The organism is Bacteroides sp. LFL-34, from assembly GCF_027257075.1.
Classification (GTDB): Bacteria; Bacteroidota; Bacteroidia; order Bacteroidales; family Bacteroidaceae; genus Bacteroides; species Bacteroides ovatus.
This window is the reverse complement of sequence record NZ_JAPQKZ010000006.1, coordinates 65884-81733: the sequence shown is the minus strand read 5'-3', so window position 1 is coordinate 81733 and position 15850 is coordinate 65884. Positions and strand designations below refer to the sequence as shown.

Sequence of the window (15850 nt, the reverse complement as noted above, 5' to 3'; positions counted from 1 at the left end):
TAGGTATCACCATCCGGGGTTCTGTTGAAGATTATCCAAAGCCGCCACTTCATCCATCGGTAGCGGATACCAATAATTACGCTTGTTAAACGTCCGCACGGCTGTCCTCACCGGAACATACTCGTAAGTAAAGTCGGTCAACTTATAAGTGCAGGCTTTTTCCACTTTCAACTGGTCGGCCGTATAAGAATGATTGATCGGGGTTGCTTTGACACCCATGATCGGATATTCACCCTTAAACAGGTCTTCAGCAATCATCCAACGGCGGATATCATACCAGCGGTGTCCTTCGAACATCAATTCCACACCACGTTCCCGACGATAAGCTTCTCTAAAATCCACTCCATCCGGTAGTTCGCCGATTCCGGCTCTTACACGGATTTTATTCAAAGCCTGACGGGCCGACATCGTACAACCCGTAACGACTGCATCCGGATCACCTGTCGCTTCGTATGAAGCCTCTGCCATATCCAGATAAACTTGTGAAACACGAATGTACACAGCCACCAAACGATATAATTGGAAACCAGCTTCACCAAACAAAGGCACACTTGCTTCCGGCCAAATGAACTTCTTGCACATATATCCGGTCTGTTGAGAGCCTCTCGTAAACTGATTGGTAGAAATGAAGTTCTCGGAGTAACCACCCGAATAAGTAGTCAGATAATAGGGAACACCCTGTAAATTCTTCCCCCATTGCTCACCGGGCACGAGGATATTATTCGTGAAGCGAGGGTCTCTATCCGAATAAGGATTGGTAGTCTTTACCGCATCATAACCGGAACGCGGATCAGTAATCGGATAGTATTTACCGTCGGCTCCCTTACGTTCGTACATATCTACCGCATTTTGTGTCGGAGCATTATAAGGAGTACCTTCGGCACCGGTTTTATTATCGTATGGTTGTGTCAGCCATTGCGCTCTGACGAAAGCAGACCAGTTGCCATGATGCCAACGCAGGAACCATAAATATTCCGGCTGTGCGAATTGATTGGAATTAGGCATTAGCTGAATACTACGATATTCGTCATGATTCATCAGGCGATAATATTCGTGACTTTCAATAGCATTGATCGCCTTTTGCGCACTACGGGCAGCTTCAGCAGCCATCTCTTTTCCATATCCTTTGTTTTCAATAGAATTCAAGTCGTTCTGCATCAAAGGGCTGGCAGCATAAAGCTGTGTCATCGCTTTTAATGCCATGGCGCTTACTCTGTCAGGCCGTCCATGTTCCTCGTCAGGCCAGCTTATAGGTAAATATTCAATGGCTTTATCCAGGTCTGTCTGCATCCAAGCATTGGATTCCTGATAAGTTTTACGGGGAAAGTCAAAGTCGTCCGATGCTCCCCAAAGCTGGTCAAAGATGGGCATTCCGCCATATCGCTTGATAATCTCAAAATAGAAGTAGGCACGCAGAAAATGAGCCTGTCCCAACAGTTTTCTCCTTTGGTCGTCTGTGATGGATTTCACTTGATCTACTCCGCTAATTACACGGTTCACGATACGAAGTCCGGTATAAGCACGAGAAATAGCACTTTTGAAATTCTTCCCATCACTTTTACTTCCTATTTCGAAACGTGTACCGGCATTCTCCAGCCAGTTACCTGCATTGACAAACTTCGACGGATCATTATCGCGAACGGATGCATATTCATCCGATAAATTACCTACCGTTACGTATGTATTCGAATAAGAGTTGATACCATGTGTAAAGATTAATATATCATCATTTTGAAAGATGCGGTCCATGAACCCTAACAAACTGCTATAATCTTTATAAACATCATCTTCGGAAAGTCCGTCATCGGGAGAGCGGTCCAGATAGTCCTCACAACTTCCTACAAACAACCCCAATAGAATGATCCATATCCAATTCAACTTATGTCTTCTCATATCAGTAAATTTAAAGTGTCTCATAATCCTAATCTAAAACCAATGTTATAACGTCTCACCACCGGATAAACATTCTGTCCCGAATGTTCGGGGTCACGGCGGGAATCACCTTTCGAGAACGTCAACAAATTGGTACCGTTGACATATACTTGCAGTTTTGTCAGACGTAAAGGCTGCAACCAACGCTTCGGAATCTGATAATTCACTTCCAGGTTCTTCAAGCGAAGATAAGCATGGTTGGTATATGTGTATGTACTAGCCACCGAATTATAACTTCTCTGAACATGAATACTGGGGCGAATCGGACCGCCTTGAATCGGAGCATCGGCTGTCCATGTATTCAACGTATTTGGTTGAGCCTTGATATTACCTTCCGGGAAATCCCATAAATAGGAAGGAATCGCTTCTTTATAAACGTCCATAGCACTGTACCACAACATATTGAATCCGATTCCTTTGTAAGAACCTCCCAATGTAAATCCGAGGGTAGTAGTCGGATAGTTCAGGTTTTTCATCGGAACCATATCCTTAGCATCAATCATGCCGTCACCATTATAATCGATGTAATACAAGTCTCCCGGAATCAATGTATTATGTGTACCATTGGCAATAGTGGACTGCGCCGAGTTATAAATATCATCCAATGACTGGAAGTTTCCTGTTGCCAGGTATTTATTCACATATCCGATTGACTTTCCGGCTTTTTTCAAATATTCGCTCTGATTCTTCGGGTCATCAATAAAGACAACACGGTTCTCACTGGTTGCAAAATTAAACTTCGCGTAATAATTAAACTTTCCAATACGGTCGTTCCAAGCAATATCCAGTTCAAGACCGTGATTTTTAGTCTTACCCAGATTCACCTGCGGAAAAGCAATACCACTATCGGCCCATGACGGAATCGTATTACGTGTCATCAAAATGTTATTACGCTTTTCATCGAACAAGTCCACAGTAAAGTTTAGTTTACCCCACAAACCTATTTCGATACCGATATTCTGCTTAATAGATTCTTCCCAGGTAGCATCGGGGTCGGCCAATTTTCCTTCTTTGTATAAAGGTCCCCAGTTACTGGTCTGATATTTACCAAACTGCGCATTGGCAGATAGTTGCTCAAACTTCTGAATATAGTTGAAACGGGTAGCACCTTTATCATTACCAACTACTCCATACGAATAGCGCACTTTCAGGTTGGTCAGTACACCTTTGGTCAATTTCTTTACCCATGGTTCTTCACTGATACGCCAACCAATAGAGGCAGAGGGGAAGAATCCGAAACGGCGTCCCGGAGCAAATTTTTCCGAACCAGTGTAGGCACCGTTAAATTCAGCAAGATAACGCTCTTTGAAGTTGTAAGTGACACGGCCTACCCAGTCTTCTTCGTAAGCCGGGAAGTTCATCACACCCGAATTAGCAGTATTGGTTGATTCGTTCATCTTACGGTTAAATACAAATAAGGCACTTACATCGTGATCGCCAAACTGGCGACTATAATTCAATGCTAATTCGTAATAAAGTTTACGTCCGTAAGCCTTGAAACCGTCATAAACACCACCAACAGGCAAATCTCCGGGAGCATTTTCATCCGGATAGCGTTTCTCGGTATAATTATAAGTAATTGTTCCGTCAGCATTATAAATAGGATTGGCGTAATCATACACACGATTAATACGAATATGTGTACGTTGGGCAACCAAATCGTCTTTACCTAAAATCTTACCCGGCATGATCTGGGTAGTCCATGAAGAAGAAGTAGTGTAAGACAATGATGCTTTCAATGACAGTCCCTTTGTAATAAAGTCCAGCTTCTGATTCAAGATTATATCGTAGAAACCTTGATGTTGCTTAATATTACGACTACCTCCTTCGTTCATCAGACAGGCTATATTTTGATCGGAACTTAACCCGTCTCCCCATATTCCATTACTATATTTAATCGGAAATTCATTACTTGGAGCCGTAAAGAACGTTTTAAAAAAACGTTCATCCGGAGAATCGACATTCTCATAATAAGACGGTTGGTTCTGATAACCCATCTTACCGGCCACATTGAACGAAAGTTTAGTAGTACTTGTGATATTGAAGTCGAAATTACTACGCCAGTTATAACGACGGTAAGAGAAGGAAGGATCGAAATCCTCTTGTTTGGTAGTATTAAAAATATCTCCGTCATGCAAATAACCCAAAGATACGAAATAACTCATTTTCTTCGTACCACCACGTACATTAAGATTATAAGCCTGTTCATAACCTACATTCTTTACCAGTTCTTTCCACCAGTCCACTTCGGGAAAGACATCATTATACGGGCCGTAATTTCCGGTAGCATACGCATTCTCCCATGCGGCAATGGTAGATTCGGGAACCATTGCTCCCCAATTACCATCATTGGCCTGTGCTCTGTTATACTGTTTCATAGAGGTCACATAGTCAGACCATTCAGGAGCGGCAGAAGGTTGTTTAAAACCAAAGTTAGCTGTGAATGATATTTCCGGTTTCTGTTCGAGTCCGCGTTTGGTAGTCAGCAGGATCACCCCATTCGCACCTTTCACACCGTAAACCGCAGTTGCCGAAGCATCTTTCAGTACGGAAATAGATTCGATTTCATTCACATCTACATCGTTGAAGTCACGTTCGATACCGTCCACCAATACCAGTGGATCCGCTTCTCCCCAGGTAGACTTACCACGAATCAATAAAGAAGCCTTATCAGCTCCCGGCTTTGAGGTGGAATTGATGGCAACCACGCCCGGCATCTGCCCTTGCAAAGCTTCGGAAACGGAGTTCACACTACCTATCTTTAATAAATCATCTCCTTTTGCCGTGGCAATGGAACCGACACTGGATACCTTTTTCTGTACGCCGTATCCAACCACTACCACTTCCTCCAGTGTCTCCGTATCTTCTCCCAAAGAGATTACGCCTAAAGTCGTTTTATTCTTTAAATCCAGTTCCAGAGTTTTATAACCCACATAAGAAATGACAAGTATGTCTCCTTTCGATGCCTTCACAGTAAAATTACCGTCAAAATCAGTAATCGTACCGCTTCCCGTACCTTTCACGCGAACACTGACTCCAATCATCGGTTCACCGGATACTGCATCCTTCACTTGTCCCTTCCAATAGATTTGTTGTGCCTGCACGTCCAGCGCACAAAGCAAAAAGCAACAAAGACAGAAGAAAGAAAAATAAAGTCTGTTCCTTTTCATAAACATTATTTTTAACTGTTAACAAATTCTTTATCTCATAGCACAAATTAAGCGGGAAAATCTTCAAATGAAAGGGAAGAATCTCCTTAAAACCCGTACAAATGTGCAAAATAGATTTCTCTACTACATTTCTGAACAAATCACTTCCACATTGGCTTTATGACATGCTCTTTGTCTACGGTGATGTTGTATACGCCGTCATTTCCTTTCTTCAGGATGAGCGGAACAATACGTGTTTTACGAGGGGACACGGTGGAATCTGAACGATGAACGTGGTAAACATAGTAATATTTTCCATCCAGACCTTTAAATACATCTCCATGTCCTGATCCGTTTTCTCCTACGAGACTGCGATGAATGATCGGACTGTTCGGATGCTTTTTCCACGGACCGAAAGGGGAAGAAGCAGTGGCATAACCTACCGAATAGTCGATATTCATAAAATGATTGGCAGAATAGAAGAGGTAATATACCCCGTCCCACTTCATAACAGTCGGTCCTTCCATCACCGGTGCAGACTTATAGTTCGGAGTCTTTTCCCAAGGCTCCGTACAGTCCATACATTGTTTCAATGTTTCCGGTTTGATACTTCCTTTCTTTATGTCAAACTCGGCTACCCAAAGGTAATTACCTTTATTAAAGCGGACATGATATAGGTAGTACTTCCCATCATCATCCTTAAATAGGAAAGAGTCTATATTCTTAGCGGAAGCGTCTATCGGCTTGACTTCCTTCTGCCGGAAAGGTCCGAATACCGATTTTGAGGAAGCAATTACTGTTTGCTCATTAGCGGTATAAGTGAAATAATAAGTTCTTTTATCCTTAAAGTATTGAGGTGCCCAGAAGCCTTTTTCACCATACGTTCGATCTCCTTTCCGCAGAATCAGTTGCAGGGAACTGCCATCAGGCACTGTCCAATGCTCCAGATCGGTCGATTCGAGGATAGCAAAGCCCTGTGGTTCCTGATTGCGTGTGCCGGTGAGGTAATACTTTCCGTTTTCCACATAAATTGTAGGATCGGCATAAGTGATCTCCTTCTCATTAACCGAATCAGCCCGTACCCCAGTGACAGACAAACCAATGATTCCTAATGCGAGAATAAGTCTTTTTGTCATTTTATGTTTTTTCATACCTATTTTATTCTATATCTGATCTTTATCTCATCTACAAAATTTCAATCTAACATCCAAACCAAACCGGGTTTCTCCCCTGCGAGATTCCATATTGATTCATCCCAGGAAAGAGCCTTGGCAGCATCTATCGGGGTGCTCATCGTAGAAAGACCATTGTAACGGTCGGCACCAAAGTTTTGTGCTGCGTAGTTGGGTATTTGTTCATCTACGATAGCAGGCGTATTGGCAGAAAAACGACATTCCATATTCGGATTCGCATAGCAATTATTAGCCTCATTTTTGTTAAAGCGTCCGCAAATTCTTCCCGACTTAGGTGCACCGTTAGAGAATAATTTCCGGTTCCAAGCCACACAATGTGTTACGGTGATTCCTGTCGCCTTGTTAGCAAATCCCATAATACCGCCTACCTGATTTTGAGCGGAAATCTCGCAATCGGAATAACAATAAGAGATCACAGCTGTCGGACTAGGATCTACAAATCCGGCAATACCACCCGCAGGATTCGCCACTTTCATCGGGAAAGCTTGTGCAAGACCTGAAGAATAACACTGCGTAACGATAGAATATAACATACGTCCAACGATGCCTCCTACACATGATTCAGTCACAATATCCCCAGTGGAAGAGCATTGAGAGATCGTTGCTCCGCCTCTCGTTTCCCCACAAATACCGCCGGCGCACCATACGGCAGTAATATCCGTTGCCGATGTACACTGATGAATTTTACTATCTGCACCATGAAGTCTTGCACAGATACCACCAGCCTGACCGTTATCCCAGGCAGTCGCTCCCGTTCCCGAAGTTAAAGAAATCGTACCGGATACCCGAACATTCTCCACAATACCCGGAGAAGTAGCAGCTCCCACCTGTCCGGCAAGGATGCCTGCCATCTTTGTATTGGCTGTAATCTGCGCATTTTCAAAGTTTATATTGGAACACTTACCAACCAACAATCCAAAGAATCCCTGATTAACAGAAGAGGAAGTATTTACTTTCAGATTACGAATCGTATGTCCGCCTCCATCCAATACAAGTTGTTTGGAAACCGAAGTCTCTATCGGTTGCCAGTCTACACCTTGCAAATCAATATCATTCTCTATCTTGGCATAGATCGTCTTACCATCTTTGAGTTTCTCTCCGAGAGTTATCAAGTCGTTCGTTGTCGCCACGGTATAAGGGTTGTCGATTTCTCCCTGTTTCTGTTGCAGGAAGAAAGTCATTGTACTTTTCTCTTGATTGACTGCAAGATCGTCGGAAACCAGTTTCAAACCGAGAACGTATTTCTTTGATCCGTCAAGCGTACCTAAATCATGGAAGCGCAAATTTACCATACGCAGGACATCGTCCCCCTTAAAATTAAAATTACTCCCATCCAGATCATAATATTCCACAGGTAAGAGGTGATATTCTTCACCAAACTCTTTGGCATCGACAACAGCCAATTTCGCCTTTGCTTCTTTTTCGCAATGGCTTTTCTCCACCATAATGTTATATTGGTATTCCGGCTCATCCAGATATAAATCATATTTGCCTGTCTGATAAAGCGACAAGGTAATATTGGAATAGGTAACTTCAGCCTTTTCCGGCTGTGTCAGATCCATGACTTCATCACATGATATCAACGAAAACACCATTAATGACGCTACAATAGGAATGTATCTTTTCATAATATCTTTCTTTTAATTATTAAAAACAGGGATTACTATACCGACGTTATCTCCTGACAACCAAACTTTATCTCCATCTATACGAACTACTTCCATCTCCATCCCTTCTTTGAGGAAAGAAACTCCTTGGAATGAGAATTCAGTCTTTATCTTTTGACCAACAGCCGTGGGCTTCCCGTCAAACTTCACATGAATGTATTTGCTTTGATCCGAATTTTGCAGGCGATAAGTCAACCGTTTAGGATTAATTGCAGCCTGAAGTTGTTCCTGCTCTGTAAAAGTACAAATTCCATCCAAACTATAAAACCCAACTTCGGTATATCCTGTTATATTCTTCTTATCAACCCCGTTTTCGGCATATTCCGTCTCCGCACAAGAGGTGAAAGTCAACAAACATACCAACACTACATATATTACTTTCATAAGCGAATAAATTTAAGATAATTACTTTCTAATAGTTGTCGACAATATTTCTACCGATCCATCCTTATAAGTCACTTCAGCGGTAAGTATTTGTCCGTTCAGGTTCTTATTCACTATATTGATTTCCTGTCCATCCAGCTTTACTTTATAAGATGAGACATCAGCCGGCAAATTTAATAGTTGTACCAACATATATCCATCCACTTGTTGATATTTCAACAAAGGAAACTTTCCTGTTACAGACTTGGTCTTAACATCATCCTTCCACAACACGGCATCATCCGATTTCAGCAATGCTACATGATAAGTCGTTCCGGGAGCAAGATTTTCAACCAATGTATAGTCATTCTCCGAATCAAGCGATCGACGCACCACCTCTGTTCCCTCCTCATCTGTTACTGACAATATACCTGTTTTATCGGCTCCATTACCCCAACTTATGAACAATTCCCGTTGTCCTCCGACAAGGCTGGAAACTGCCAATCCATCCCGGGCAGCAATAAAATCAGGATATAACAATGGATTGGGATTGTAGAATCCGTCTGCATCCAGTCCTAAATAACGGGAAAAATAAATTCCTCCAAGTTCCCACATTTCAGTCTTCGCATCGTAAACAGCTCTCGCTCCACCGGGAACCACACTAAAACGTCCGGTAATGGCATACGTATCATATTTCTTGAATACTTCATAAAAAGTCTTATACCAATTCTTCGGATACCAGGAATAACTCTCAAAAAGGCTCTTGAACTCGGTTGCACTCACCGGTGTACCGGCGTTAGCTTTTTCGGCTATCAGATTAAGGTATTCGTAAATTTTCATCCCGGCCGTATAACCATGCTTGGTTCCCCATTCTCCCAGTGCATCCGCCACATGAGGATTTAAAGCACGCACCATAGAGAATTCCGTGCAAATCAGTTTCTTTGTTACACCATATTTATCGCGGATAATACGGAAATCATCTTCCGCCTGGTTGATTTTCAATGCGTGAACGTGCAAGTCGAGCCCTACAACATTAGGATTGTTATTAACCACAGAGACTACTGCAGGTACCGTTTCGCTCTTCGGCAACTCGGAAACACGGTTCAATGCTCCGGCATAAATATCAAATGTCCAGCCATTAGTCTGTTTCCAAGTAGTCAGCCGATTGGCAAACTCATTCAGAAATGCCCGATAATCTTCACCATCCGCATGACAGAGATCGGTATCCAATGCATTCTCCCATTCCGGCTCGTTACCCATGACAAGTATTTCAATATTCTTCGCCATATCATAGGTTTTCAGTAATATTTCCGTTGCCTGAAATATGTACTCCATCTCCTTAGTTCCTACTTTGGGAACCGTGTCGGTATATAATTCAAAAGGTATTTTCAGGCTCAATATAAATTTCACACGGTCGCCCAAGGCTTTCTTGGCCTGAATAAATTTCAATGTAGGAATATGTGTCCTGATGGCATTTTCTTTCACACCAACAATCTTCCCGTTTTCATTCTGAAGAAACAGATTGGGGATATTGACAAATCCTCTCACCCAACTCACTTTCGACTGTTTCAACATCTCTATTTCCGTAATCGGGTAATCTATATTTTCATTATAGTTCGCCCCCAAATCCTGCGCCTTTGTTCCCATCGAACATAAGAACAGCAATACAAACATTAAAAAAGCTTTCATTTTCATATACATACTTCAAGGTTAATTGTCCGACATCGAACAGAACAAAGGTAGAGAAATAAATCCCGGTAGAATAGAACGATTGTTTTATCAACGGGATTTATGTTCAGAATAAACATTTGACCTTATTTTAATGGTTCTTCTTCTACTTCGCTGCGATAATAACCATCCACTTCAGCAAAGAAATTCTGCTTCAGGGAGTCCAGAAGTTCGGGCTGTTGTGCCGCCATATTCTGGTATTGAGTTCGGTCGGCTTTTACATTGAATAAACCGTATTCACCCAAGTTGCCTAATTCATTTCCGGTCAGGTTTCGTTCGGAACCTTTATAAGGAGGCATCATAATCCAGTCGCCTGAACGATAAGCCATACGTCCCTGCGCTTCCAACACTACATCCTTGCGGGCAGTCTGCTCTTTTCCGAAGAAAGCATCCAGATAGTTCCGACTATCCAAACCTTCCGGCAAATCGGCATGTATCATCGAACCCAGAGAAGCGAGAATATCTACCTGACAAACCAGTGCATCGGATACGACCGGCTGAATCTTTCCTTTCCAATAAACAAACAGAGGAATATGCGTACCACCGTCGAACAAACTATATTTACCTCCGCGCAGACCTCCTGCAGGAAGGTGATCGCCTGCCAGTTCGGGAGCACCGTCTTTGTAACCGTCATTCAGAACCGGCCCGTTATCGCTGGAGAAGATAATCAGTGTCTTTTCCAACAATCCTTCTTTCTTCAAGTGGGCAAGCAGTTCGCCGACACACCAGTCTGCCTCAACGATGGCATCGCCACGAGGCCCCATCGTTGTTTTGCCCACAAATCGTTGGTGGGGAGCACGAGGTACGTGAGGTTCGTGCAAGCCATAATACAGGAAGAAAGGAGCATCTTTGTGTTCAGTAACAAAGTTCTTTACCTTATCTACAAAATAGTCGGCCATATCCTCGTCTTTCCAACGGGCTTTCTGTCCGCCTTTCATATATCCGATACGGGGAATTCCGTTTACTATAGAGTTATTGTGTCCGTGTGCCCACTGCATTTTCAGCATCTCCGGATGAGAGATGGCAGTCGGTTCCCCCTCAAAATTATGCTCGTAACTCACTTCGATAGGGTCGGCCGGATCGAGTCCTACTACATCGCCGTTTTCCACGTAAACCGTCGGGACACGGTCGTTGGTTGCTGCAATCAGGCAAGAGTAGTCGAAACCGATTTCTTTGGCACCCGGTTTGACGGTTTCGTTCCAGTTGACATTGCCGTCTCCCATCCCCAAATGCCACTTTCCGATAGCTCCGGTCACATACCCGCACTGCTGCATCATCTTCGGCAAGGTAAACTGATTTTCATTAATGATAAGAGGAGCATCTCCCGGCAGGATTTTTGCATCCTTATTTTTCCACGGATACATTCCGGTCATCAAAGCATAACGGCTGGGAGTGGAAGTTGCCGAAGTGGCATATCCGTTCGTGAAACAAACTCCGCCATGAGCCAGACTGTCGATATTCGGAGTATGAATCGTAGTAGAGCCATAAGCGCTGACATCACCAAATCCCAGATCATCGGCAAGAATCACAATCACATTCGGCTTTTCTTCTACTGGCTGTGAGGTACAACCTACTAAAGACAACGTAGGAACTAGATAGATTATCTTTTTCATAATATTATGTAGTTAATAACGATGCAAATTTAGCCACCACTTATTTATTTATGTAGAACAAATGTTTAATAATGGGGAAAAATGTCCATCCTGCAACTATTCCAGAGAAATAAGGTATGAAAATGCGTGTGATGAATTAACTCGAAATGATAGCATAGGCCTGTCAATGTTCTACTTTTAATATTCTACAGGAAAATAGCCAGTTAGAAAGTAGCAAACTAGAAAATAAACTGTATAAATAAACGCATGAGCATACAAAAAACAGTCTAATATTGCATAAAGCCAAACAAGATATACATCTTTCTCTATTCAGGAACCGTTCATTGCCTTAAAACCAACGAAGTGTTCCTCGGTGTGCATCGACTTGTTCCTCACCGAGGAAGCTATCGTTCTCCGGTGAAGAAGATAAAAATGGACTATTAAGAAATATTTTCTCCCTAGTTTATCATAATATATTGGAAAGGAGAAAATAATAAAATGATTGGTTATTCAGGTATCTACTCTCCAAATAACAAAAAGAATCAAGAATCTATCGCAATTCGATTAGTATATTCTCAAAACAGCGAGAATAGAGAATCACGTAATTACAAATGCATGGCATTTTCCGGCTTTTCTTTACCAAACTGCGATTTATGTCCTTCTCCGATGATTAAATATTCCTTTTTTAAGAATCATCGTTTTTTAAGGGAGGCTATATAGTTTGGAATAGAGGTTGTGCTTAACAATAAAAACTGTAATAGTATACACAATAGTTCGTTAAGTTTTGAATTAACAAATAAAAAGTAGGTCAAGTCCTACCGATTCATTATATTAAGGTTTTCGACATCTTTAATAATCATGAATCTGAACGAACTTGACCAATATTTGGAGCTAATAAATAGTGTGCTGCTTAAATCGGCGGTAAAGATAAACAAATGGCGTGAGAAGTTTATGCTTGAAGTGTTACTTTTACATTTGATTATCCCGGGTCGGATTAATTTCCTTCAACTGGGTCGTTATGGTCGCTTTGGTGAACAACGCTATCGTCAGCAGTTTGGTCGCAGGTTCGACTGGCTGTCCTTTAATGCCAACTTGGCAGGATCTCAGATAGGTAATCGTGTTGCGATTGCTTTCGATCCGAGCTATATCAGCAAATCGGGTAAATGTACTCCCTACCTTGGGCGTTTTTGGTCGGGTTGTGCCAGGATGGCTAAACGTTGTTTGGAAATCTCCGGCATTGGTCTCATTGATATGGACCTTCATACCTGCTTCCATTTGGAGGCTGTTCAAACACCACCGGCAAAAACACTGGAGCAAGTCAAATACACATTAATAGACTGGTATTTACATGTGCTACGTACCCGCAAAGAAAGACTTCTGCGACTGACAAACTATGTGGTTGCGGATGCCTACTTCTCCAAATCCACATTTGTAGATGGTGTACTTGAAATGGGATTTCATGTAATCAGTCGATTTAGAGATGATGCCTATTTCCGGTATCTCACCACAGAACAGCCTACAGGTAAAAGAGGGAGACTGCCATCGGCCCAATCAAAGCAATCCTACCTTTCTTCTTCAAAGGAAGAAGATTATCCGTATTTTTCAGTAGAACAAACGTTTCGACAGCAATCTCTCGTGCCACAGCACGATGAGCGGTCGTATACAGCTCGTTTTCACCACGCAACGTATCACAATATTTATATGGGTCGACAAACAAGCCCAATTTATACTTTGTTTCCAGCACACGCCTACACGCAGCATTAATCTGTTCTTCTGCCACTTTTCCTTCCGCTATAGACTCTTCCAACGTATTCAGGAAACCACAGGAAACCATATCCATATCCGTACCCGCCAGCAAAGCACGCGCAGCGGCTTCTTTCAAAGGAGCAACTCCGTGGGCATCCATCTTGCCCAACGCATAATAATCTGTCATCAATAATCCTCGAAATCCCACTCATTTCGAAGCAAATCAGTCAGCAACCATCTGTTGGCAGTAGCCGGGATAGCATCCACAACATTAAAGGAACTCATAATACTGCCTGCACCTGCATCAACAGCGGCACGATAGGGAGCAAGGTATTCATTATACATACGCAAACGGCTCATATCAACCGTATTATAATCACGCCCTGATTCACTTGCACCATAAAGAGCAAAATGTTTCGGTTCTTCTTCAAATTTGGTGGTAGTTTTTTCTTCGTTCATTTGGCAAATTCAGTTAGTGCCTATATTTTCTTATGGAAGTGAGTCGAGGAGCAAAATGATCATCAATATCGCCCATATATTTGCCATTTATCCCGAATGTGCCTCGAAGTGCATACCGATTCAAATGGGGGGGGGTACTAAAGTATAATGCTCTTGGATACCATCGTCAAAAGTAAGGCTCACTGCGGCTTGGAGATCACCCCAAAAATCGGCTACACTTACAGTTTGTGACTTGATAGAAAAAGAAAAAAGATTGTCATGCAGAGAAACTGCTTATTTCTTGTTACCAAGTACTCCGTTCTACAATCTGACATAACACTGATAGTTTTTGTTTTTTATGATTAGATACGAATCAGTAGTTAAAAGTTAGGTTTCGATTTACATTTAACTACCAATTCACATTAATGATTTACTTTAAATAATATTCTTTAGTTAGGACATTACCAGACTCGTCAATCCATGAAATAACATAATTTCCTCTGAAACCACGAAATTTTATTTGTCTACAGCTGTCAACTTTTATCACTCCTTTAGTCTTCCACTCGTGATTGATCAATTCATTCAAAGCATGATACGCTTGTTTGGGTATCATGTCTTTGGTGAATAGCCCGGAAACACCGGTCTCATCCACTGCTCCACATCCGTCGACTACGTTCCACCATGTGATGCCCATCATTGGCTCAAGGCTAAACCACAGTCGATACAAATTCCGGGTAATTACAGCCTGTATTTTCTGTCCACGTTTATTGTTGTTAGGAGAAGTGATGGTTATTTCACTCAAATGAACAGGCAGTCCTGTCGCTGCCAAACGATTTATGACACTTCTCACTTGTTGAGGAGACTGAATATGTTTACCCGCAGCAATATCCAAGCATTGTTGTGGGTCGAACAAATGCATTTGAGAACCAATTACATCAATTTTGGCTCCCCGTTTTATTAAATCCCTAACTTGGGAAGCATATTCCGGTCCTGTCCAATAATCATTTATATTTAGTTGCACCCCATCCGGGAAAAGTGATGAAGCTTGTTTGAAACTGTTATAAGTATAGTCCCCCGGCATAATGCCATAACGGGAACTCAAACAAAGCTTACTATTTGGATGCATCTTACCTTTAGCATAATCTACCGCACTCTCATTCACGACATCCCAACTGCCGATACGCCCGCCATAATGTCTGGCAATTTCCTGCATACGTTTCTTAAACAGTTCTTCTAATTTTCTGGAGAACCGCGGTAATTTGGTTTGTAATTCATCTGGAGATATTTTTTGATAATTATCATTGTATTTCTCCTCTCCAAAATAATAATCATCAGATTCGACGTATGCAGTCACGAGCTTGTTAAATTCTTCACGTTCCTTTCCTGTTAAATATTTTTTAAGTATCCAATTGGGGAAATGTGCTTTCCGAAGTCCCCAGACTAACGGATGTCCATGGATTGCTATCCCTTTGGCGATACAAAAATCGACAATAGGATCTGTAGCCGGACGTCGCCAATGTGGTTTTGATTTAGGGTCACCCTGTTGGTTCCAATATATTTCTGTATCCCAATACTCTTCTTTGAACCGCAATCGATCCGGCTCTGTTTCAAACGCTTTCCAATAAAAAGGAATAGTAGCTCGATTAAACAAAATACCAAACAAATCTTTGTATTTCTGATTATGCTCTTCCGTTCCTAACTGATTGAAGTTAAATATACTGGCTCCGAATATGAAATCATGTGACACTTGTTCGATTTTCACTTCTGTTCCCTCGTTTACTTCCGGCAATTCAATTGTGGCGTTCGCTTTTCGATATTCTTCTATATCTCTATCTATACACGCTTGAACACTGTCATTCCAGATTTCCCAATATAAATCACTCATTATTTTCTCTTTATCTTCGCTGGCATTTTTAGGAAAATCACTTTGTGCATATATACCTGGCAGGAAGAATAAAAAGAAGACAAACAAAATAAAATTTTTCATTATTGCTTACATATTATGTTAATTAAGAGCATAGGCTCGGCTGCCTTTATGCTCT

General features: G+C 41.9%; 8 protein-coding genes and 2 pseudogenes. 1 reads left to right on the top strand and 9 read right to left on the bottom strand.

What is annotated here, in order from left to right; genetic code table 11:
* Positions 1 to 6 precede the first annotated feature (6 nt).
* From N5O98_RS05200 to N5O98_RS05170, 7 genes are all read right to left on the bottom strand, one after another.
* A complete protein-coding gene (locus N5O98_RS05200) occupies positions 7 to 1893 on the bottom strand; it encodes a RagB/SusD family nutrient uptake outer membrane protein (protein WP_032855758.1) in 1887 nt (628 codons plus the stop codon).
* A 20-nt stretch (positions 1894 to 1913) separates the two neighbouring features.
* The gene (locus N5O98_RS05195; protein WP_022199269.1) at positions 1914 to 5102 is read right to left on the bottom strand and encodes a SusC/RagA family TonB-linked outer membrane protein; all 3189 of its coding nucleotides are present in this window, start codon (positions 5100 to 5102) and stop codon (positions 1914 to 1916) included.
* A gap of 140 nt (positions 5103 to 5242) precedes the next feature.
* Positions 5243 to 6232, bottom strand: a complete 990-nt coding sequence (locus N5O98_RS05190; protein ID WP_004307743.1) for a glycoside hydrolase family 43 protein — start codon at positions 6230 to 6232, stop codon at positions 5243 to 5245.
* A gap of 44 nt (positions 6233 to 6276) precedes the next feature.
* Entirely contained in the window at positions 6277 to 7902 is a 1626-nt protein-coding gene (locus N5O98_RS05185; protein ID WP_004307742.1) for a DUF1735 domain-containing protein, read from the bottom strand.
* A 12-nt stretch (positions 7903 to 7914) separates the two neighbouring features.
* On the bottom strand, positions 7915 to 8325 hold the full coding sequence (locus tag N5O98_RS05180; RefSeq protein WP_004307741.1) for a hypothetical protein: 411 nt from the start codon (positions 8323 to 8325) through the stop codon (positions 7915 to 7917).
* A gap of 21 nt (positions 8326 to 8346) precedes the next feature.
* Positions 8347 to 10005, bottom strand: coding sequence for a hypothetical protein (locus N5O98_RS05175; protein ID WP_032841896.1), 1659 nt, complete (start codon positions 10003 to 10005; stop codon positions 8347 to 8349).
* Between the two features lie 113 nt (positions 10006 to 10118).
* Positions 10119 to 11645: a sulfatase-like hydrolase/transferase gene (locus tag N5O98_RS05170; RefSeq protein ID WP_008641386.1), complete on the bottom strand. Its 1527-nt coding sequence runs from the start codon at positions 11643 to 11645 to the stop codon at positions 10119 to 10121.
* Positions 11646 to 12482: 837 nt separating this feature from the next.
* On the opposite strand from N5O98_RS05170, the pseudogene N5O98_RS27570 reads away from it, so the two are divergent.
* Positions 12483 to 13115 (top strand): annotated as a pseudogene (locus N5O98_RS27570) (transposase); the annotation flags it as partial.
* Between the two features lie 46 nt (positions 13116 to 13161).
* On the opposite strand, the pseudogene N5O98_RS05160 reads toward N5O98_RS27570, so the two are convergent.
* Positions 13162 to 13787 (bottom strand): annotated as a pseudogene (locus N5O98_RS05160) (glycoside hydrolase family 3 N-terminal domain-containing protein); the annotation flags it as partial.
* A gap of 451 nt (positions 13788 to 14238) precedes the next feature.
* On the bottom strand, positions 14239 to 15795 hold the full coding sequence (locus tag N5O98_RS05155; protein WP_008646838.1) for an endo-1,4-beta-xylanase: 1557 nt from the start codon (positions 15793 to 15795) through the stop codon (positions 14239 to 14241).
* Between the last annotated feature and the right edge of the window lie 55 nt (positions 15796 to 15850).

Excerpts from the sequence above, each read along its gene's own strand:
- N5O98_RS05200 (WP_032855758.1), bottom strand. The coding sequence starts at position 1,893 with ATGAGAAGACATAAGTTGAATTGGATATGGATCATTCTATTGGGGTTG.
- N5O98_RS05195 (WP_022199269.1), bottom strand. The coding sequence starts at position 5,102 with ATGAAAAGGAACAGACTTTATTTTTCTTTCTTCTGTCTTTGTTGCTTT.
- N5O98_RS05190 (WP_004307743.1), bottom strand. The coding sequence starts at position 6,232 with ATGAAAAAACATAAAATGACAAAAAGACTTATTCTCGCATTAGGAATC.
- N5O98_RS05185 (WP_004307742.1), bottom strand. The coding sequence starts at position 7,902 with ATGAAAAGATACATTCCTATTGTAGCGTCATTAATGGTGTTTTCGTTG.
- N5O98_RS05180 (WP_004307741.1), bottom strand. The coding sequence starts at position 8,325 with ATGAAAGTAATATATGTAGTGTTGGTATGTTTGTTGACTTTCACCTCT.
- N5O98_RS05175 (WP_032841896.1), bottom strand. The coding sequence starts at position 10,005 with ATGTATATGAAAATGAAAGCTTTTTTAATGTTTGTATTGCTGTTCTTA.
- N5O98_RS05170 (WP_008641386.1), bottom strand. The coding sequence starts at position 11,645 with ATGAAAAAGATAATCTATCTAGTTCCTACGTTGTCTTTAGTAGGTTGT.
- N5O98_RS05155 (WP_008646838.1), bottom strand. The coding sequence starts at position 15,795 with ATGAAAAATTTTATTTTGTTTGTCTTCTTTTTATTCTTCCTGCCAGGT.